This is a genomic window from Spirosoma jeollabukense (assembly GCF_054777855.1).
In genome coordinates this window covers 575,036-594,156 of record NZ_BAAHAD010000002.1, presented here as the reverse complement: position 1 = coordinate 594,156, position 19,121 = coordinate 575,036, and the positions used below count along the sequence as shown (strand labels likewise).

The window sequence follows — 19,121 nt, the reverse complement described above, 5'->3', positions numbered from 1 at the left end:
CTTGACCCAGAATTTTATTTAAAAGCCGGAATGCCCGTAATGTCGGCGCCCAGAATCAACAGTTGAATGTCATGAGTACCTTCATACGTACTAACCGATTCGAGGTTCATCAGGTGCCGCATGATGGGATATTCGCCGGAAATACCCATGGCGCCCAAAATCTGACGCGCATCCTGAGCCACTTTTTGCGCCATCTCAACATTATTACGTTTGGCCAATGAAATCTGCGCATTAGTAGCCCTATCTTCATTTTTGAGCATGCCAAGTCGCCAGCACAACAGCTGCGCCTGCGTAATGCCCGTCAGCATTTCGGCCAGCTTTTTCTGAACCAACTGAAAGCTCGCGATTGGTTTGTCAAACTGAATACGTTCGAGCGCATACCGGCGGGCCACTTCATAACATTCCATAGCGGCCCCCAAAGCGCCCCAGCAGATACCATAGCGGGCCTGTTCCAGACATTTCAGCGCGCTTTTCAGGCCAAACGCATCGGGCAAAAGGTTTTCTTTTGGCACCTGCACATCCTGAAAAATCAGCTCACCAGTGCTACTGGCACGTAGTGACCATTTGTTCTTTATCTCATTTGCGGTAAACCCTTCCATACCGCGTTCTACAATCAGCCCCCGAACTTTACCCTGATCATTCCGGGCCCAGACAATGGCAATGTCGGCAATGGGTGCGTTGGTAATCCAGAGCTTCGAGCCGTTCAGCAAATAATAGTCGCTACGTTCGATGAAGTTGGTTTCCATACCACCGGGATCAGACCCGTGATTCGCTTCGGTCAGGCCAAAACAGCCCAGCAATTCACCCGTTGCCAGTTTGGGTAAGTATTTCCGCTTTTGTGTTTCCGAGCCAAAAGTCATAATGGGATACATCACCAGCGAACTCTGCACCGATACACACGAGCGCATGCCCGAGTCACCCCGCTCGATCTCCTGGGTCATCAGCCCGTAGGAAATCTGATCGAGACCTCCCCCACCGTATTCAAGCGGAATGGTGGCCCCGAATACGCCAATCTGTCCAAATTTCTGAACCATATGCATCGGAAACTCACCGCGCTGCGCGCAGTCCTCCACAATAGGCGTAATCTCGCGTTTCACAAAGTTGCGCACAGCCGACCGAACCAGTTTGTGTTCGGCCGTTAACAAGTCGTCGATACAATAGAAATCCGGTGACTCAAAGGAGTCCACCTTATTTCGGGGCGGAGAAAGAGTTGTGGCTTGCATAGTGCATGAACTCTAAAATAGGTCTCTTGTTACCAGAATATCGTTTTTTTGTCAAGTTACGGCAAAGTCTGAGGGTCAGTAGTCTGTCAATGCGAAGAGGTTTATAAAAGTCGGCCAAGGAAGGTTCTGAAGCGGGTGTGTGTCTGACAAAAATGATCGTTCGACCGGCATGCAAGGCTTTAAAGCATAAAAGCAAGCGTGACGCCTGGGCGATAGCTCCTAAAACGCTGTCCTACAACGTATACCATTGGCCTGTGTATTTAAAAAAGTAAACTAAGTTGTACAGCACAGGTTTATTTTCAGGACGTAGTAAATTTTGTTGATTGGTTAGACTGACGCCTTGACTGAGTGATTTTGAAACATACGTTATCTCAACATGGAAGAATTCATCGTACGGAAAAAGATAAGCCTCAATGCTGAACCTTCGGCGGTCTGGAATGCCCTGACCAACCCGGAAAAAACCCGACAGTATTTCTTCAGTTGCGAAGTCTTCTCGGATTGGGAAGTTGGCAGCACGATACTGTTCACCGGCCGACTGTTTCTCATCAAAAATATTGAGATGAAAGGCCAAATACTCAGGATTGAGCCCAATAAGCTTTTACAGTATAGCCTGACAAATGGAGACGATGTCGATGATCCTGACAATTTCTCAATCGTGACAGATGAATTAACGTATGAAAATGGCCAAACTATCCTGTCAATCACGGATAAAGTAGGGCAGGGAGAAGGCGCTCAGGAACGATACGACCGATCGGAGAAAGGCTGGGATAAAATTCTGGAAGGACTGAAAGAATTGGTGGAAAAACAAGAAGGACAACCCCGATCATAACCTATTGCTGGCCACACTGACACCTTTTGACATAACTACACAGCTCTTTATTTCCGCTGCTTCGTCAATAGCCAGTTATAGATGTCGTTTTTTTCGTAATAGTACTGAATACCATGCCCTTCGTTTTCCAATCGGGTAAACTTCACCTGCCCACCGCACTGCTCCAGTCGATTTACCAAGCGCTCGGTTTCGGAGATTGGAATAACGTTATCAGCACTCCCGTGGATGGTCCAGACAGGCACGCGCTTGATGCGGCAAATCTGGGTTGAATCATCACACCCCCCACACAAAGGGGCAATAGCCGCAAATACTTTCGGATACGCTACGGCCGTCTGCCAGGTGCCATACCCTCCCATGCTGACGCCGGTCAGATAGATTCGTTTTTTATCAATTCTGTATTTCGTTGTCAGCTCTTTGTAAAGCGCATCAAACCAGTTGTCAGTCGACCAGAATTTACCTTCGGGACACTGGGGAGCGGCAATAATAAAGTTGTAATCATGGCCCTTATCGACCATATAAGGTGGACCATATTCTTTGAGCTTACCCAGGTCGCTTCCCGTTTGCGAACCACCGTGCAGGTAAATGACCAGTGGATATTTATCCTTATTAGCGTCGTACTCTTTGGGCAGATAGAGCAGGTACTCATACTTTTCTTTGCGCTTAGCACGTGTCTGAGCTAACGTACTCACCCGAAAAGTCAGTACCAAAATGCAGATACAGGTAATAAATAATGTCAGACGCATTTCTTGATCATTAGCGTGTAAAGATGCGCAGGTTTGTACTAAATCAACCCTCTCTTTGTTCACCTCCTTTTCGTTTCTGTTCCTGCAGCCACAATCAGGACCTTTCCCTAACAAACGGGACATGTAACAGATCTTCTTAAACCATGTGTGTTTATCTGCGTTTTCGAGCTACCCAAAACAACGCTTATGAAACAATATCTCACAAAAACGGCAAGAGTCGGTTCAATCCGGCAATGTGTATTACTAGGTTTATTTATTGCGTTTGGACTATCCGCCTGCCAGGACCACAACACAATACCATTACCCGGGCAGGCTATTCAGCCGACAGGCCCCAAACCTGCCTACGCTCCTGATATTGATAATCAGATGCTGGCGGTTATTGAAGAATTAAATCGGCTCAATCCAACGCCACTTTATCTGCTTACGCCCCAGGAAGCCCGCATGAAGCCATCCGTTAAGGATGCGGTTAATTCGCTGCTCGATAAGAACCACATTACGCCCCCCATGGCCAATGTCAGTAGTAGCAAACGGTTCATTCCGGGCGCTGGCGGAGTCCCTATTGAAATCGCCGTTTACACGCCAAAAAACGTATCGGGAACGATGCCTGTCATTGTGTATTATCACGGGGGTGGCTGGGTAATCGCCAATTCTGATGTGTATGAAGCGTCGACACTCGCGCTGGCTCAGAATACCGGAGCCGTTGTCGTTTCAGTCAATTACCGGCTCGCACCGGAAAACAAATTTCCAACGGCTCATATGGATGCGTACGCGGCCTACGTGTGGGTTGTCAATAATATGTCGGTGCTGAACGGTAATGGCAAAGTAGCCGTTGCAGGCGAGAGCGCTGGGGGCAACATGGCGGTTACGACAGCCATAATGGCTCGTGACAACAATTTAGCGACTAAGCCACTACACATCCTGTCTGTCTATCCAGTGGCGAATAACGATCTCAACCGACCCTCGTACATCACTTACGCCAATGCTCAGCCACTAAGCAAGCCGCTGGTCGAGTGGTTTGTCGATAAGTATTTCAATACGCCCGCCGACGGTGACAGCCCGCTGATTTCCTTAGTCGACAAAGCGAATCTGAACGGTTTGCCCCCTACCACAATTATAGGTGCCGAAATTGATCCGTTGCAAAGTGATGGTATGGATCTTCGCGACGCGCTTACAAATGCCAAGGTTAACGTTACGTATCAGCTATACCAAGGCGTTACGCACGAGTTCTTTGGCACATATGCTATCGTGCCCAAAGCAGCGCAGGCCCAGGCATTTGCCGCTACTCAGTTAATCAATGCTTTTAAGTAGACGATGCATAAAGTAAAAACGGCCCGCAATTAGGTGATTGCGGGCCGTTTTTTTTGGAAATACTTTCCGGTCTACTGATGATCCATGCCGCCACCTTTTTTGCAGCAGCTTGGCAATTTATTATAGCCAGCTTCGTCAGCGGGGACTTCTTCGGCGTCGTAGCCGGTTTTGCTGATGTTGGCTTTCAGTTTGGCTACGTCCGTTTTAGCCGGGTTATATTTGATAGTAACGACCTTTGTTTTTACGTCCAGGTCGGATTCTTTCACACCTTTCTCAAACGCAAGATTACGTTCGATCCGTGCCTTGCACATGCCACAAATGGCCGACGTCTTAATTTTCACTTCCTTCTCTTTATCGTCGCGGGTGGGTGCGCTGGCGAAGGAGTTACCCAGGATCAGTAATGAGGTTAGGGCGGTCAAGAATAGGGTACGCAACATGGCTGTAGATGGTTTATAGTGAACTGATAACGAAATTTTTATTTAGATGGTGCCCGACAGGTAGGTGTTAATAATTCATTCCTTTCATCTGACCATGCCCCGAATGATTCATGCTCTTCATGGTCATCAGGCTGGGCGTTAGCCGCAGGTAAATTTCGCCGGAAATGGGCATATTTCCATAGAGAAATTGCAGCAAACGATCAGGTTTGCTGGCCGTTAGCTGTGCGCCCAGCACCAGGTCTGAATGATACCTCTGAACGATGCGGTAATTCGTACCCAGTGTCAAATTATTGATCGAGAATGGCCCAACACCGGAATTATCGGCAAAGGCCGTAATCCCTAACTCCTCCGTTGATTTCCTAACATTTTCATACCGTCCATAAATTGCCAGTTTGTCCAGTTGCAAACTACTTTCGGCCAGAAATGAATTTTCGCCTTCGCCATGATGGCTGTTACGTCCCCAAACAAACGCCGACGTAACGTAGCGACTGGGGCCGAGTCCTTTGCTGTGCAAAACGGAAGCGGTTGTGCGCGTTATGTTTTCGCCGGGATGAGCTTCTTCCGGGTCAGTCAGGAAGCCCTGTGAGAATTGCAAAGCCAGTGAAGGCGAGGGATTAACAGACAGCCGATACGAGTAACTGTCGAATTTCGGTTTGTCGAAATTATACCGGTTTTCATCGGGTTCACGGCCTGTAAAGGTCGACGCTTCCACTTTGGCCCACTTGTAGCGAAATCCGGCCGTGGCCACACCAAATAAAATATGTGTGGCATCCTGCCAGTGATGACTCAACGGTGCATCGGGGATATTGAACGACGAAATCCGGTGCATGAATGCGGGCGGCCCGAGCGCTGGTTCGCCGGGATAACCCACGTAGCCAAACAGATCAATGTCTTTGCTGAAGGCATGGCTGTAACTCACCGACAGTTCCGAAACCAGATCGTGCGGGTGCTGTCTGTCAATCAGGGGCTGACCTTTGTAAGTTTCGCCCGTTTGAAACAGCAACGGATACCCGCCATTTCCGACGGTCAAGGGATCGAGCGAGAGCATGGCCCGCACCTGAAACAGCCCTCGCTGACCAACTTTACGCTGGGCCATACCCATAAACCAGTTCGGTGCACCCAACTGCTGATCGTGTCCGCGCCCATTGCTGTTCGTAAAGTTCTGACTAGTGTAGCGCAGATTAATAGCGTAGTGCAGCATGTAGCTCCATTTGCTGCCCGTAGGCATACCCATGTAGGCATACATTGGCGTATTGTCCGGATGCCAGGACGTGCCAGAGCCATTGCGATTCATGGGCAGATTTCGCGACAGTGAATGCGTCATGCCCGGCATGGAAGTGCCCATGGTGGTATCCATCGTAAGGCCATAATTCAGCCTCTTCTGATCGGCCATCGAATGATCCATTGGCCGGGTCGTATCCGCTTTCGGCTTGCTACTCATGGGTTTGGACATATCCATTCCCTCATGGTGCTGATGCTGACCAAACGCGACTCCATTCAGACAGAGTAGCGCACTAATTAAAAATTTGTTCATCAGGTTGTCGAGTATCCTTATCGGATTATCTGTGCCCATACCGTACCCGTTTGCTCCCACAAACAGAGCACTTTATCATTTGGCAATAGCGCCAGTTTGGGGTACCCGCCCATGGCAAGTAATTTTGGCTGAGGTTGCGCTGGCGTGACTGCCATCACCTGGTTATCTTGCTGAAACACTACGTAGTCACCTTTCCTGGTTGAGACTATTTTAGCATTTTTACCGTCGGCCAGTTCGGTTTCGGCCTGTCCGGGTTTGGCCGTAAATAGTTTATGGTCCCGGCGCCAGACCGTAGTGATGGCCCCATTAGCGGTCATGAATACGCCCCCTCCATCCATGGGGCAGGCGTTGAGTTTCCAGGTGCCTTCCCCTAGTTTTTCCGCTTTCCCGAATGACGTTCCACCATCCGTCGATTGTAGCAGATACATATCCCGTGACCCGTTCAGAAAGTTTCGAAACATGACAGCCATGTGTTGTTGCTGAGCAACCACCGACAACTGACAGCACTCGCACACGGTACCATCCGGCGATTGGTATAACACCTGATTTGCCAGCCAGGTACGTCCGCCGTCCATCGATTGCGCGCGAACGATTTTGTTCCGTTTGTCGTTGCGCAGGTCAAGCCAAACGGCCGTATATGTGTTGTCGGCACTAGCCGTCAGGGCCACAAAGCCCTCTTTGGCGACGTCCGGCATGTCGGTTATACGCACCTTCGGTTGCCATTTTCCAGTAGCGCGGTCGAATGAATAGGCACACACATTTCCCAGCTTGTCAATGGCTGTAATCACAACGGACTGCGACGTAGCGGCAATCTGCGGACCGCGCGATGCCCCAAGATGAAGCCCTGCCAGGCTATCTATTCGTACGGGTGTATTGAACCGTTCGCCATCACTGGACGCTACGTAAAAAATAGTATTTCCCTGTCCATACACCACATGAACGCCCCCTGCCGGATCTGTAGCGACAGTTGGATGCCTACCCAAACCAATCTGCTGACTATCAGCCGGTTCCGGATTGGGTAGCCAGGTAATTAACAGTAAAAAACTGTACACAAGGTATAGCATATTAGTGGGTTCAGGGAAAGTGCCCGATCGAGTCATTTGCGACTTTTTCGAGCACTTTTGTTGCGTACGTTTAAGCGGCCATTGACCGGCATTCTTCAGCACATTTGCGGCAGGCTTCTGCGCAGGCTTTGCAATGGGCAACGTGATCGGCGTGTTTTTCGCACTCAGCCGCACACGCTTCGCAAGCCTCGGCGCAAACCTTCATAAACGATGCCATGAATTGTGAACCGCGCGCTGTCAGACGACCACACAGTGTACAGATATCGGCGCAATCGCGGCAGAGTTTGATACAAGCTGTCATGTCGTGACCTTTCCCGTCTTTGTCGCCCATTTCCAGGCAAGCCGTCAGGCAGCGTTCGCAGGCTTCGGCGCAATCAAAACAGGTATCGACGTGGGTGTTGGTGTGTTGCATCGTTTCCATACTCGTTGTTGTCGTTTAATCGACCACCATTGGTCTGACAAAATAACCAGGCTTAGTCGATAGAGTTTTTACATAATTATGGATGAGATTAAATCCTGTCTAAACTCCGTCGTTCGCCCTGAGTAGCTTTTCTAAACTGACCCGGTGTTTGGCCTGTCACCTGCCGGAACTGATTCGAGAGGTGCTGAACACTGCTATAATTCAATCGCCAGGCGATCTCGCTTAGCGTGAGTTCATCATAGCGTAGCCACTCTTTCACCTTTTCAATTTTGAGCGCTATAATGTATTTTTCCAGTGTATGGCCTTCGCTGGACGAGAAAAGTCCACTCAAGTACGAATACTCATAGCCAAGCTTGCGCTCCAGAAAGGCCGAATAGTTTTCAGCAGGCAGGCGCTCGTTTTTAAAATACTGGATTTCATTGATCAGAAACAGCTTCATGTGCTCAACCAGCGACTGTTTTTTATCGTCTATCAGATCGAACCCGTTGGTCTGTAATGTTTCCCGAACAGCATCAAGCGTTATGTTCGGCGGAAGCGTATCCACCTCCACTTCACCCAGTTCAACCCGGCCAACACTCAGACCGATCTTCTCCAGTTCTTCGCGCACGACCCGCTTGCAGCGATCGCACACCATATTTCGGATAAGTAGTTTCATTGCTGTCAGAACCGGGATTTAGCTGATTCATGGATTAAAAGGATTTTGCGTTCAATCTTTCAACAGGGACTAGTAACAAAATCAGATTAATCCTTAAATCAGCTAACTCCCGGTTTAGATTTGTGGTTTAAACCGTACTCCAGCATACACCATTTGCCCCGTGATTGGTCCCCACACCCGCGATCCTGCATCGAAACGGGTCCCAAACGGATCGTCGGCTCCAAGGATGGGATTTAGCTGACGAAAACCCGTTAAGTTTTCGCCCCCCAGGTACACTTCCCAACCGCTTCTGAACGCCCGACTAACCTGTGCGTTCAGGTTATAGAATCCCGGCGAAAAGTCAATCGGCATGTTCTGGTAGCTGGAATGAACGTACCCCTCCCGCAGGTAGGGAATCCGTCGGGGGCCGTTCCATTGCAACGTAGCATCGAACTTCCACTTGTCGAATGGAAGCGCATAGCCCGCATTGAGCAACACCCGGTCGCGGCTGACCATCATTTTGGGTAACAGCCGTTCTTCGCCAAACGGTCCACCCATACTTTGCTGGACATCGAAAAGTCGATAGGCGGCTTTTAGCTCAAATCGTTTGGCAGGTTGTACATTAAGTTCAGCCTGAAAGCTATTGGCAAACGACTGGCCACCCACACCCCGTTCGTTCGTCAGATTATAGAAATACAATTCACCCGGATGTTCAATGTCGACAACCAACTGATTCTGAAAATCGGTTCGGTGATAATCGAGGACAAGCGAGGCTTTTTTGCCAATCAACTGAAAATCATTGGTCAGACTTAGGCCGTAATTCCAGGACACTTCGGGCCGCAGGGCTTCATTTAAAAATACCGCTCTTGAACTAACCAGATAGCCGAAGTTTTCGGCGAAGGGATTCGGCACCCGGAAACCACGCCCGGCCGATGCCCGTACCGCTACGTTCTGACTGATGTTATATTTAAGGTGCGCTCTCGGCGTCCACTGCGCCCCAAATAGGTTATGGTAATCCAGCCGACCACCCAGCACTAAGGTCAATTTTTCAGGATATGTGTAGGTGTATTCTACAAAAACACCCGGCACCGACTCCGTGCGCCTGGTTTGAATATAACCTAATTGTTCGCGGTAATCGTCCAGTAAATAACTGATACCCGCTTTATAAGCATGGTTTGTATTGCCAAGTATCGACTGATAAATAAGGTTTGCATAGAACGTTCGCTGCTGTCCCGAATAAGGTCGGTACCCGAAATTAGCGGTCTGCTCATGGTGAACACCATTCAAAATCAAGCCCAGTCCTTTGTAGGGCGTATCGGGGTATAGTTTGGCCGTTTTCGAGAAAAATTCCAGCCGTTTCGTCGTGTTTCCAAAGCTATAGCGTGACGTACCAAAACGGGATAATTGGCCTCCGTCACGATCTTCATAAAGCGCTTTCACGCCAAACTGCGCCATGAATCGCTCACTGCTGTATTTGTACCGGTTAATGGCGTTGACTTGCGTGTAGAGCGGCAAATCACGGAAACCATCGTTATTCTGATCAATCTCGCGACGTAGTGTACTGGCATGACCCAACACGCCCATGTTCCACTTTTTGCTCAGCGTTTTCGACCAGTTAGCATTGCCCTCGATTCGTCCGAAGCTATTGACATAGCCATTCAGAAAAAGCTTGTTGACGTCATCTGGCTTTTGCAATTCAACGTTCATCTGACCGCTCATCGACTCGTAGCCATTCACAACCGAGCCTGCCCCTTTGCCCACGTCGATACTCGTGATCCAGGTACCAGGAATGTAATTCAAGCCGAACGTAGTGGCCAGCCCCCGCACCGTCGGAATATTCTCGACGTTCGTCTGGACGTACTGTCCACCCAATCCCAGAAACTGAATCTGTTTCGCACCCGTAACGGCATCACTATACGACACGCTCACCGACGCGTTGGTCTCGAAGCTTTCGGACAGATTGCAACAAGCCGCTTTTGCCAGTGTACGCTGGTTAATAAATTCGGTCTGAATGGGATTGATACGGTCAATCTGACCGGGTGCGCCAGACACGGTCACTTCCTGCAATGTCCGCTCGGCGCGAAGCGTAATCACAAGATTTTCGGTCGGACTACTGACGGTTACTGTATCAGGACGATAACCAACGTAGCTGATAACCAGCCGATTCGTTGATGCGTTAGCCGCTAATTGAAATCGGCCTATTGAGTCGGTTACTGTACCGGTAGACGTACCTGACCACAGGACTGTTGCGCCAACAAGCGGCATTCGCTTGCCATTAACAGTTTCCCCGACACTGCCGTGGATACTTATTGATTTGCCAGCCAGGGTTGAATCGGATTGCGCTAATGCGGGAGTCGTAATAGCCAGCAGGCTAATCCATATGAAAAGAAATCGCATGAGTTCATTAATTGAGATAAACACAATAGTCTCCGTATCAGGTAGATACAGCAAATGTGAATCAATTAATGTATCAGAGAAGAAGTGTACTGTCGAGCGTTAAAATATCTCGTCCAGACAGGGAGAGTGGTGCTGAAAAGGCCGAAATCGAAGACGCTTTTTCAGCAAATACCAGATCGATAAGCCAGGTCATTACACTCACAACGCCCGCAATGATCGTTTCGGTGATCGTTTTAACGATCTTGGCTACGAACTGGCTCAGCGAGGACGAAATATCGACGTTTTCGTAATGCTGTTGATCCTGGCAGCATTCCGTCTTTTTAATGATCGTCTGGCCAAGTGGCATCGGCTGCTTATTCGTAGCGCACCCTTGTGATTTCACCTCACTAAAGGCGACGACCATCGTTTTTTTATTACCGCGCATCTGGCACGAATGTTCAACCAGACCGAAGCCAGTACTGCTTAGCAGCACGACGCAGGCCATCAGGACGTTGAACAATTGGAACAGAGTACGTTTCATAATGGGTCAAATATCCGTATCTATCCAATTCAACGCAAGTGTAATTGAGTAAAAGGCGGGAATTATATAAAAATCAAATCCCATCCTGTAAAAACCAGTAACCCCTCAATCCCCTGAAGAAGACTTTGTCAAAATGTGAGCAAAGTCCCCCTCAGGGGATTGAGGGGTTAATCATATATTCTTAAACTGTTTCTGGCTCAGGGTTTACCAGTTCGCGGATTGGCCGAAGGTTCCGTTTCTCCTCTTCATTATACGGGAAGACTTCCAGAATTTTAGTGGTATTCACGTCTGTAATCTCGAACGGATCAAGCGCCGTTTTCAGGCTTATCTCCACATACTCATACGCCTGTTTGGGCGTTTCGGCATTCACGAGCATCACGCTCGGTGTTTTCTTCTGCTTACCCGATTTTTCATCTTCGGTAATGAACATAGCCTTTACCTTGAACCAGATTTCGCCCGCATCTTCGTTATGAAACACATCGGCAAGTTTCATACGCGAGATGTTCGTAATCTCGAAATCGGGCGTGTTGGCAGCAATTTCCTGATAGAGCCGTCCTTCGGCATCCGTATAACTTACAGCGTCGACTAAATAGGCTTCTGTTACCGTCTTTTGCTTGATAAACTCTTCGTTCCGGGTACCGACGTTCGAGTCGTCGATGGGCTGCTGATAGCGGATTTTTCCGAGAAACCAGTTAGGCATTGTAAAGGATTTTGGTACGTAAATAGAACATTTTTTGTGGAGCAAAGGTGCAGAATTAATGATGAATTATGAAGGATAAATGATGGGAAAACACGTCGAAAATCATCATTTATCCTTCATAATTCATCATTAGTTTTACTCTTTCTTACTCGCTTTATTCGCCTGTCGGACCGTCTGCTCGATCATGTCCCACTGCTCGGTTGTTACGTTCTCCAGGTGGCTGAATTCGCCCGCCATGAGCACTTCACCCCCGTCGATCGTGATGCTTTCACCAGTGATATAGCCGGAATAATCCGATAGCAGGAAAGCAGCCAGATTGGCCAGTTCGCCGTGTTCACCCACGCGGTGGAGGGGAATGCGGCTTGTCGGGTCCATCATGCTGGCCAGCGGTTCGGGAAAGAGCCGATCCCAGGCACCTTTGGTCGGAAATGGACCCGGCGCAATGGCATTGAGTCGAATACCATATTTCCCCCATTCAGCCGCCAGTGATTTTGTCATGATCAGCGCCCCGCCCTTCGCCACCGCCGAGGGCACTACGTAGCCTGAGCCCGTGGTGGCGTAGGTAGTTGAAATGTTCAGCACTGTACCGGGAATTTTGTTTTCAATCCAGTATTTCCCCACGGCCAGCGTGAAGTAATACGTTCCACGCAGAACGATGTCAACCACCGTATCGAACGCCTTGTAAGACAGGCGCTCGGTTGGGCTGATGAAGTTCCCGGCCGAATTATTGAGCAAGCCATCAATCTTCCCGAACTTCTCAATGGTTTGAGCGATGACGTTTTCGATTTCCACCGGATTGCGAACGTCACAGGCAACAGCGAGAACTTGCCCACTAGTCTCGTCCATCAACTCGTTCGCCGTGGCATCCAGCACCGTCTGTCGACGACTACAAATCGTGACATTAGCACCAAGTTGCAGCAAATACCGGCTTATTGATTTGCCGAGACCCGTGCCACCACCGGTTACAATAATGGTCTTTCCTTTCAGCGCGTCGTCGCGCAGCATGCCGGTTACGTTCATAGGTGTGAGTTTACGGTTTGCGGTTTACGGTGGGCTGACGCGTAAGCAACTGTGCGTCAGCCCACCGTAAACCGCAAACCGTAAACCAGTTAATATCCCCGATTGGTCTTTTTGTTGAATTCGGCTTTTCGTTTCTCCACCGTGGCCTGCATCGCTTCGTTGAAGTCGTGGGATTGGAGTTGACTGGAATTCCAGACGGCTACGTATTGTAGACCATCTTCAATGGATTTGTTGAGGCTATAGTTGAGCACTTTTTTGGCCCCCTGCACGGCGGTTGCCGGATTGTCGGCAATTTGGCGAGCGAGTGTCATGGCAGCCTCAAATAAATCATCAGGGGTGTTGTATACATGATTGACGAGACCAATACGTTCGGCAAAAGCTGCGTCGTAATCGGCACCGGTGAACGCCATTTCGCGGGTGAACCCCTGTCCGATGATCGGTGGTAGAAACTGTAGACCGCCAATGTCGGGCGTTATGGCAAGTTTAGCTTCGCGCAGGCTGAATTTTGCGTCGCGGGAACAGAGCCGGATATCAGCGGCCGCAATCATGTTGACCCCTCCGCCGATGCACCAGCCATGTACCGCTGCAATAATCGGTTTGGGCGACTCATGCATTTTCTGAAAACCAGACTGCATCTGTCGAATCTGCGCCATCAGATCGACCCGTTGGTGAGCCAGCACCGTACCGGTCGTCATCGTACCCAGCAGCGGCATCATCTGCTGCACATTGAGCCCGTAGCTGAAATGATCGCCACTACCCCGAAAAATAATACACCGAACCTCAGGCATCCGGTTGATGGCGTCCATTACCTTGGGCAGTTCTTCCCAGAACTCCGGCCCCATCGCATTTCCCTTGCCGGGTCCAAGTAGCGTTACAGTTAACACGCCGTCGGCCTGCTCAACTGACACGGATTGATACGTCTGATCCATAACCTATAGTATGCTTGCATACGGTTTGCGTAAAAGTAGTAGATTAACCGAATACAACGCAAGGATCAAACTATCTAGCCCGTCATTTTGATTGAATAAGGACCGGTAAAATTCAGTTTGCCTTCCAGCCGAATATTTTTAACCATAATGGTCTGGTCGACCGTCATGGTGTGACCGGCATTCACTTTAACGAGTTCATTAGCAAACGGCATTCGTCCAACCGTCCATACGTTTTTGTCTTTCCAATTGCCGGATGCCACGGTCTCGACAGTGTCAGAAAATAAGGAAACGGTCGGAAATTCACGAAAGAGTAACGAGTTGGTTGTTGCGTGCGCCGTACCGAACCAATCATTGAGAATGTCGGAATAAACCCGCCGGAAATCAATCTGCATACCAATGTCTTTGTTACCCGATTGGCCTACCAGGTTGGACAGATCTGGGTTTTGACCAATAGTACGGTGTTTCAGACCGTTACCGAATACAAACATGGGGGCGGCTACTCCATGGTCGGTGCCTTTCGAATTATTGGAGTTTGCCCGCCGACCAAACTCTGAAAATGTCATCCCTACCACTCTGTCTTCTGTTCCCTGTAACTTCAAATCCTGCTGAAACGTGGCGACAGCCGTGGAGAGTTTACCGAGCAACGAAGCATGGGCTCCCTGCGTTACGTCCGTTTCGACCTGACCGGAGTGGGTATCAAATCCGCTGAGCGACACAAAATAAATTTTGGTTTTCAGACCGCCATGAATGAGCCGGGCTACAATTTTCAACTGGTCGGCCAACGAGTTTTTGGCCGTGGAATCGGGATAGACGGCCAGATTCTGACCCGCGTCGGCAGCTTTCTTTATTTCTAATGCATACCCAACCGACAGCGCCTGTTGCTTGCGAATGAAAGCGACCAGATCACCGGCATCGCAGCAGGGAAGATCGCCGGGTGAGGGTCCATTGCCCGAACCAACCAGTTGATAAAAACTGTTCGGATCGCTCAGTGCAATGCCCATTGACTGCTGGCTTCCCAGCAAGGCCGTCGATGTAAGATAGCCGATCTGAATCGCCAGCGGATCTTCCATCTGTGCATTTGGGTATCCAGCCGGATAGCCCGGAAACTGATTTTCGAGATACCGTCCGGCCCAGCCCGAGTTAGAAGTCTGATTGGCATCGACGGCTGTCATCCAGATGTCAGTAGCGCGGTAATGCGACTGGTCGGGGTTAGGATACGAAACTGAGTGCAGTATGGATAACTTGCCATTGTTATACAGGTCGCGCATGTCCGTCATGGCGGGGTGCAGGCCCGTTGCCGGATTACCATCTAACCCAAGAATTGATCCTTCCGGAATGGCGATATTGCTACGTAGTCCATTATACAACGAGTACTGGTCACGCGGAATGACCATGTTAAGCCCATCGTTGCCCCCATTGAGGTAAACAATGACCAACACCCGATCGCTGGCGAGCGCCGTTGTTCCTAACAGCGACTGCACCAGCACCGACTGGCGCGACATGGCTTTCAGCCCAAATCCATCAAGCATCACCGGCAGTAAACTCGCCGAGGCCGCCGTTAAAAAGTCTCTTCGTTTCATAAAAAGAGTTGATAGTCGTCAGTCGGTAGTGATCAGTCAATAGTTGCCGGTCGATACGTTCTTTCTATCAACGACTACCAACGGATGACTATCGGCTATTACGAAATATGGTATTCAGCCATGCGGAGCATGTATTTCATCAGGTTCTGCAAGCGCCAGGTCACCCCGTTCCGTTTGTTGGTATCGGTTGGTGCCGTGCGATACGCATTCCATTCAAACGTCCAGGATGAGCGGGGAATGCCCTGCATCATGATGGTATCAATCAGGAAATCCTTCTGCGATTGAAACAGGTCGGTAGCAAACAGATTTTTAGAAAAAGCCGTTTGCACATCGACGCAGGAGATGGGAGCCGTTCCCCCTACATCCGAAAAATTAGGTTGTAACGAAGTTGCCCAGGCCAACACATCGATGCCCATTTTGTAGCCCGGCTTAACCTCAAGCCATCGCCAGATGTACGCATCGGTGTAGTCACTACGTAGTGCAATGGTAGTCGTGTTCATCCAGATTTTCGAGTAGCCCGTCTGATAGTAAGCTTCATACCCAAATACTGACGGCTGATCGATGAGCGCCATTTGCAGGTCGCGCATGCGCCAGAACATAAAGTCGAAATAGGTTTTAAAAGCCGCGTAATCCGTCGTCATATCCGGCACCGGCTGATTAAAAAAGCGCATGGTCCCAACAGCGAGTTCGGCAGGTGATTTGACAATGGCGCCCCGGTTCGAATTGTCGAAAAAGATCTGACTCGTCAGCAACTTTACAATCACCGGCTGAATCGCGTAGTTATTTCCAGCACTGGCAAAAAACTGCGCCAGTGGAATAATCACGTTATCTTCAATAGTTTGCGTAACGTTCGGGTTAACGTACCAACGGTATAATTTCCGGCAAATGAATCGGGGCGTCTGCGGATGATTTAAAAGCATTGTCACCAGATCATTCAATTCGAGGTCACCGGCAGTAACTGTATCTGATTGATTACTGGTTCGACCTTTAATGACGGTATTGCTATAACTGGCCGAGAAACTTTTGTCCGCCGTATCGTGCTTGGAAAGCGTGAATACAGTGCCAAAACTCGTTGAACCCACCACCCACGAATTGGTATTTTTCCATCCTGTCAGCACTCTGGCGACAGCTTTTACATCATCTTCACTATAATTTTTATTACCCGCAAAATCAAAAGCGCCCACCGTAAAGAGTTCTTGAAGTTCGCGAGCGTAATTTTCATTGGGTTTACCTACCTCATTTTCATTCCCGTTCAGGTAGGCCAGCATAGCTGGTTCTTTACTAATTTTGGTAACTAAGGTTCGAAAATTTCCCAGCGCATTGTTACGCAATAGTTGTAAATACTGATACACATATCGATAATCACCAACTATAGTAAAGGTGGTCACAAAATGATTCTGCCAAAACAGTGTCAGTTTATCAAGCAAACTGGGTGGGGCAGTTTGCGATGTCATCAAGCCCAACCACCAATGGCGTAAATAATTTCCAAAATCAAAAGCTCGGTCGCCGTTGAAGGGTTTGTCAAGATACGTCTGCCCGGCCGTTGGTTGTGTATTATCCAGATCAACGGGGGGCGGGGGCGAATAGTTAGCGTTACTAATGAGTTGCTGCACCGCCTGAGCAGCCGTCAGGCCCGTAAAGTTGGTAATCTCTGTTTGTGTAGGCCCGAAGGTTGCCCGTCGAAGTAAATGCGCAGCGGTAGCAGCGGTAAGTGGCTGAGTGTACTGGTCCAGATAGGGCATTTAATCAGTACGTTAGCGTTATAATGGATTAGTAAATAATTATTTCAGGCGACATGCCGCTTAATCAACAAAAGAGAGAAAAAAACGGAACTTTATCAAGCCGTATCTGACAAAACTGCTTAAATAAGTTTACATTATATTTAAAATAAAAATTAATAATTAACACTCTTGACATTTTCATTCTTCCGGTAAAAATATAGGTTCAGCTACTTTCTTATATAGTGGTACTATCTGATAACTTGCCTAGAGATTAAATCAGACAATGCGCTGATTATCAGATCTATATCCCTATTTTGTAAACAATTTGATTCGTCTATTGCACTATTATCAGCAGAAACCATGACATTCGACTGCTAATAAATGAGCCCTGATACGGTTCTGAACACCTATGCATTTCGATACCCTTGCCCTCCGTGCGACGCACCAATCTGACCCTATGACCGGGGCAGTGGTGCCACCCATTCATTTATCAACTGCATTTGCCCGTAATGAAGCCAATGAGTTGCCCGCAGGCTACATTTACACCCGACCCAATAATCCAACTCGCGAAGCCCTGGAGAAAGCGCTGGCTACGCTTGAAGGGGGCGCCGTTGGGATGTCGTTCGGATCGGGACAGGCGGCTACGATGACGCTTTTTCAGGCCCTTCGGCCAGGTGACCATGTGTTGCTGTCAACCGATGCGTATTATGGCACGCCCGCCCTGCTCGAACAGGTATTTCACCCGTGGGGACTCACTTATACACGTGTAGATATGACCAACCTCGATGCGGTGCAGGCATCCATTCACGAAAATACGCGCGTAGTTTGGTGCGAAACACCGTCTAATCCCATGCTAACTATTACGGATTTGCTGACAGTAAGCCGGATAGCGCATGACGCCGGGGCGATTTGCGTGTGCGACAATACCTGGGCCACGCCCGTCCTACAACGTCCCCTCGAACTCAACTGCGACGTAGTGATGCACTCCGCCACAAAGTACCTCAGCGGCCATAGCGACGTACTGGGTGGTGCGCTGATTTTTAAGCACGATAATGAGTTTACGCAGCGGGTTCGTCAGTTGCAGAGTTTATCAGGAGCGGTACCGTCGCCTTTCGATTGCTGGCTGATCAGCCGGGGCCTTAAAACGCTGGGGATTCGGGTGCGGGCGCAGACGGCTACCGCGAAAGTGGTGGCGGAGTTCTTAAACGGGCACCCTGCTGTAGAGACAATCCACTATCCGGGATTGTCAAATCACCCCGACCGTGTTCTGATTCAGCAACAAATGAACGAACCGGGGGCCATGCTGTCGGTGCAGGTGAAGGGCGGAGCCAAGGAGGCATTACAGTTTATTGGTAAGCTGAAACTCTTTACGCGGGCCACTAGCCTGGGTGGCGTAGAAAGTCTGATTGAACACCGCGCCAGCGTCGAAGGGCCAAACTCCAACACGCCCCAGAATCTGTTACGTATGTCAATTGGTCTTGAGCACGCCGAGGACCTGATCGCCGATCTGGCGCAGGCACTGAGGTAACATTTTTGCTGTATTTTGTCGTGCGGACACAGGAAGCATTTTCGGACAGTAGCTATTTTTCCTTGTCGAAGATGCTTCCAGCGTCAGCATACAAACAAAGCTGTGCTCTCCATGGCTTTGTGTTTAAAATTTCTTTCTCGGCAAGACTGGCTTCATGGGCTTTAGGAACTGCATTGGCGGCTCTTCTGGCTTTTCATAGTTCCCGTACGAACGTAGCATGGTATAATGTGTTGACGAATCAGGGATTTTGACTGGCATGTTATCCAACGTGGCACGCCTGGTTGATTGACCCGCGTGATACCGATAAAATGAATTATTGGGCCGGGCGTTGGGCATTCGATCCGGCGAATCCACGCGGGGCGGAAAGACTTCCGGCACAGAATCCCGTCGAACAGACTGTGCTGGAACCTGCGCGTATCCTACGTTCGTGAGAAACAATAAACAAAGTAGCTGTTTCATAACAAAAAGGCCTAATAATGACTTGATGTAAAGACCCCATAAATTTCACACAGGTTGCATCGTTTCTGCCTGCT

18 protein-coding genes are annotated in these 19,121 nt (G+C 49.3%); 3 read left to right on the top strand and 15 right to left on the bottom strand.

Annotated features, from left to right (window positions below; all coding sequences use genetic code 11):
• Positions 1-14: 14 nt before the first annotated feature.
• Positions 15-1,223, bottom strand: coding sequence for an acyl-CoA dehydrogenase family protein (locus ACYVEA_RS10855; RefSeq protein ID WP_461113446.1), 1,209 nt, complete (start codon positions 1,221-1,223; stop codon positions 15-17).
• Positions 1,224-1,599: 376 nt separating this feature from the next.
• On the opposite strand from ACYVEA_RS10855, the gene ACYVEA_RS10850 reads away from it, so the two are divergent.
• Positions 1,600-2,052, top strand: a complete 453-nt coding sequence (locus ACYVEA_RS10850; RefSeq protein WP_461113445.1) for an SRPBCC family protein — start codon at positions 1,600-1,602, stop codon at positions 2,050-2,052.
• A gap of 47 nt (positions 2,053-2,099) precedes the next feature.
• Here ACYVEA_RS10850 and ACYVEA_RS10845 read toward each other — a convergent pair whose 3' ends face one another.
• Entirely contained in the window at positions 2,100-2,795 is a 696-nt protein-coding gene (locus tag ACYVEA_RS10845; RefSeq protein ID WP_461113444.1) for a carboxylesterase family protein, read from the bottom strand.
• A 186-nt stretch (positions 2,796-2,981) separates the two neighbouring features.
• Here ACYVEA_RS10845 and ACYVEA_RS10840 point away from each other — a divergent pair, with 186 nt between their 5' ends.
• The gene (locus ACYVEA_RS10840; RefSeq protein ID WP_461113443.1) at positions 2,982-4,103 is read left to right on the top strand and encodes an alpha/beta hydrolase; all 1,122 of its coding nucleotides are present in this window, start codon (positions 2,982-2,984) and stop codon (positions 4,101-4,103) included.
• Between the two features lie 71 nt (positions 4,104-4,174).
• Here the strand turns inward: ACYVEA_RS10840 and ACYVEA_RS10835 are convergent, their stop codons facing one another.
• The 12 genes from ACYVEA_RS10835 to ACYVEA_RS10780 all read right to left on the bottom strand — a co-directional run bounded on the left by ACYVEA_RS10835 (position 4,175) and on the right by ACYVEA_RS10780 (position 17,081).
• Positions 4,175-4,540: a heavy-metal-associated domain-containing protein gene (locus ACYVEA_RS10835; protein ID WP_461113442.1), complete on the bottom strand. Its 366-nt coding sequence runs from the start codon at positions 4,538-4,540 to the stop codon at positions 4,175-4,177.
• A gap of 67 nt (positions 4,541-4,607) precedes the next feature.
• On the bottom strand, positions 4,608-6,074 hold the full coding sequence (locus ACYVEA_RS10830) for a hypothetical protein (RefSeq protein WP_461113441.1): 1,467 nt from the start codon (positions 6,072-6,074) through the stop codon (positions 4,608-4,610).
• Between the two features lie 17 nt (positions 6,075-6,091).
• Complete coding sequence (locus tag ACYVEA_RS10825) at positions 6,092-7,126, bottom strand: exo-alpha-sialidase (RefSeq protein WP_461113440.1); 1,035 nt, start codon at positions 7,124-7,126, stop codon at positions 6,092-6,094.
• Positions 7,127-7,208: 82 nt separating this feature from the next.
• Complete coding sequence (locus tag ACYVEA_RS10820) at positions 7,209-7,559, bottom strand: four-helix bundle copper-binding protein (protein ID WP_461113439.1); 351 nt, start codon at positions 7,557-7,559, stop codon at positions 7,209-7,211.
• A gap of 88 nt (positions 7,560-7,647) precedes the next feature.
• Positions 7,648-8,214, bottom strand: a complete 567-nt coding sequence (locus tag ACYVEA_RS10815; RefSeq protein ID WP_461113438.1) for an AraC family transcriptional regulator — start codon at positions 8,212-8,214, stop codon at positions 7,648-7,650.
• A gap of 114 nt (positions 8,215-8,328) precedes the next feature.
• Positions 8,329-10,590: a TonB-dependent receptor gene (locus tag ACYVEA_RS10810; RefSeq protein ID WP_461113437.1), complete on the bottom strand. Its 2,262-nt coding sequence runs from the start codon at positions 10,588-10,590 to the stop codon at positions 8,329-8,331.
• 73 nt (positions 10,591-10,663) lie between these two features.
• Complete coding sequence (locus ACYVEA_RS10805; RefSeq protein ID WP_461113436.1) at positions 10,664-11,110, bottom strand: HYC_CC_PP family protein; 447 nt, start codon at positions 11,108-11,110, stop codon at positions 10,664-10,666.
• 181 nt (positions 11,111-11,291) lie between these two features.
• Positions 11,292-11,810, bottom strand: coding sequence for a DUF4494 domain-containing protein (locus tag ACYVEA_RS10800; protein WP_461113435.1), 519 nt, complete (start codon positions 11,808-11,810; stop codon positions 11,292-11,294).
• A 135-nt stretch (positions 11,811-11,945) separates the two neighbouring features.
• The gene (locus tag ACYVEA_RS10795; RefSeq protein WP_461113434.1) at positions 11,946-12,830 is read right to left on the bottom strand and encodes an SDR family oxidoreductase; all 885 of its coding nucleotides are present in this window, start codon (positions 12,828-12,830) and stop codon (positions 11,946-11,948) included.
• An 89-nt stretch (positions 12,831-12,919) separates the two neighbouring features.
• Positions 12,920-13,759: a crotonase/enoyl-CoA hydratase family protein gene (locus tag ACYVEA_RS10790; protein WP_461113433.1), complete on the bottom strand. Its 840-nt coding sequence runs from the start codon at positions 13,757-13,759 to the stop codon at positions 12,920-12,922.
• A 74-nt stretch (positions 13,760-13,833) separates the two neighbouring features.
• Positions 13,834-15,339 (bottom strand): DUF1501 domain-containing protein, encoded by a 1,506-nt coding sequence (locus ACYVEA_RS10785; RefSeq protein WP_461113432.1) that lies wholly within the window; start codon positions 15,337-15,339, stop codon positions 13,834-13,836.
• 98 nt (positions 15,340-15,437) lie between these two features.
• The gene (locus tag ACYVEA_RS10780; protein WP_461113431.1) at positions 15,438-17,081 is read right to left on the bottom strand and encodes a DUF1800 domain-containing protein; all 1,644 of its coding nucleotides are present in this window, start codon (positions 17,079-17,081) and stop codon (positions 15,438-15,440) included.
• Between the two features lie 388 nt (positions 17,082-17,469).
• Between ACYVEA_RS10780 and ACYVEA_RS10775 the strand changes: the two genes are divergently transcribed.
• Complete coding sequence (locus ACYVEA_RS10775; RefSeq protein ID WP_461113430.1) at positions 17,470-18,588, top strand: trans-sulfuration enzyme family protein; 1,119 nt, start codon at positions 17,470-17,472, stop codon at positions 18,586-18,588.
• A gap of 123 nt (positions 18,589-18,711) precedes the next feature.
• Here ACYVEA_RS10775 and ACYVEA_RS10770 read toward each other — a convergent pair whose 3' ends face one another.
• Positions 18,712-19,047, bottom strand: a complete 336-nt coding sequence (locus ACYVEA_RS10770; protein WP_461113429.1) for a hypothetical protein — start codon at positions 19,045-19,047, stop codon at positions 18,712-18,714.
• Between the last annotated feature and the right edge of the window lie 74 nt (positions 19,048-19,121).

Excerpts from the sequence above, each read along its gene's own strand:
- ACYVEA_RS10805 (WP_461113436.1), bottom strand. The coding sequence starts at position 11,110 with ATGAAACGTACTCTGTTCCAATTGTTCAACGTCCTGATGGCCTGCGTC.
- ACYVEA_RS10855 (WP_461113446.1), bottom strand. The coding sequence starts at position 1,223 with ATGCAAGCCACAACTCTTTCTCCGCCCCGAAATAAGGTGGACTCCTTT.
- ACYVEA_RS10845 (WP_461113444.1), bottom strand. The coding sequence starts at position 2,795 with ATGCGTCTGACATTATTTATTACCTGTATCTGCATTTTGGTACTGACT.
- ACYVEA_RS10790 (WP_461113433.1), bottom strand. The coding sequence starts at position 13,759 with ATGGATCAGACGTATCAATCCGTGTCAGTTGAGCAGGCCGACGGCGTG.
- ACYVEA_RS10795 (WP_461113434.1), bottom strand. The coding sequence starts at position 12,830 with ATGAACGTAACCGGCATGCTGCGCGACGACGCGCTGAAAGGAAAGACC.
- ACYVEA_RS10775 (WP_461113430.1), top strand. The coding sequence starts at position 17,470 with ATGCATTTCGATACCCTTGCCCTCCGTGCGACGCACCAATCTGACCCT.
- ACYVEA_RS10840 (WP_461113443.1), top strand. The coding sequence starts at position 2,982 with ATGAAACAATATCTCACAAAAACGGCAAGAGTCGGTTCAATCCGGCAA.
- ACYVEA_RS10770 (WP_461113429.1), bottom strand. The coding sequence starts at position 19,047 with ATGAAACAGCTACTTTGTTTATTGTTTCTCACGAACGTAGGATACGCG.
- ACYVEA_RS10785 (WP_461113432.1), bottom strand. The coding sequence starts at position 15,339 with ATGAAACGAAGAGACTTTTTAACGGCGGCCTCGGCGAGTTTACTGCCG.
- ACYVEA_RS10780 (WP_461113431.1), bottom strand. The coding sequence starts at position 17,081 with ATGCCCTATCTGGACCAGTACACTCAGCCACTTACCGCTGCTACCGCT.
- ACYVEA_RS10835 (WP_461113442.1), bottom strand. The coding sequence starts at position 4,540 with ATGTTGCGTACCCTATTCTTGACCGCCCTAACCTCATTACTGATCCTG.
- ACYVEA_RS10830 (WP_461113441.1), bottom strand. The coding sequence starts at position 6,074 with ATGAACAAATTTTTAATTAGTGCGCTACTCTGTCTGAATGGAGTCGCG.
- ACYVEA_RS10810 (WP_461113437.1), bottom strand. The coding sequence starts at position 10,590 with ATGCGATTTCTTTTCATATGGATTAGCCTGCTGGCTATTACGACTCCC.
- ACYVEA_RS10800 (WP_461113435.1), bottom strand. The coding sequence starts at position 11,810 with ATGCCTAACTGGTTTCTCGGAAAAATCCGCTATCAGCAGCCCATCGAC.
- ACYVEA_RS10850 (WP_461113445.1), top strand. The coding sequence starts at position 1,600 with ATGGAAGAATTCATCGTACGGAAAAAGATAAGCCTCAATGCTGAACCT.
- ACYVEA_RS10820 (WP_461113439.1), bottom strand. The coding sequence starts at position 7,559 with ATGGAAACGATGCAACACACCAACACCCACGTCGATACCTGTTTTGAT.
- ACYVEA_RS10815 (WP_461113438.1), bottom strand. The coding sequence starts at position 8,214 with ATGAAACTACTTATCCGAAATATGGTGTGCGATCGCTGCAAGCGGGTC.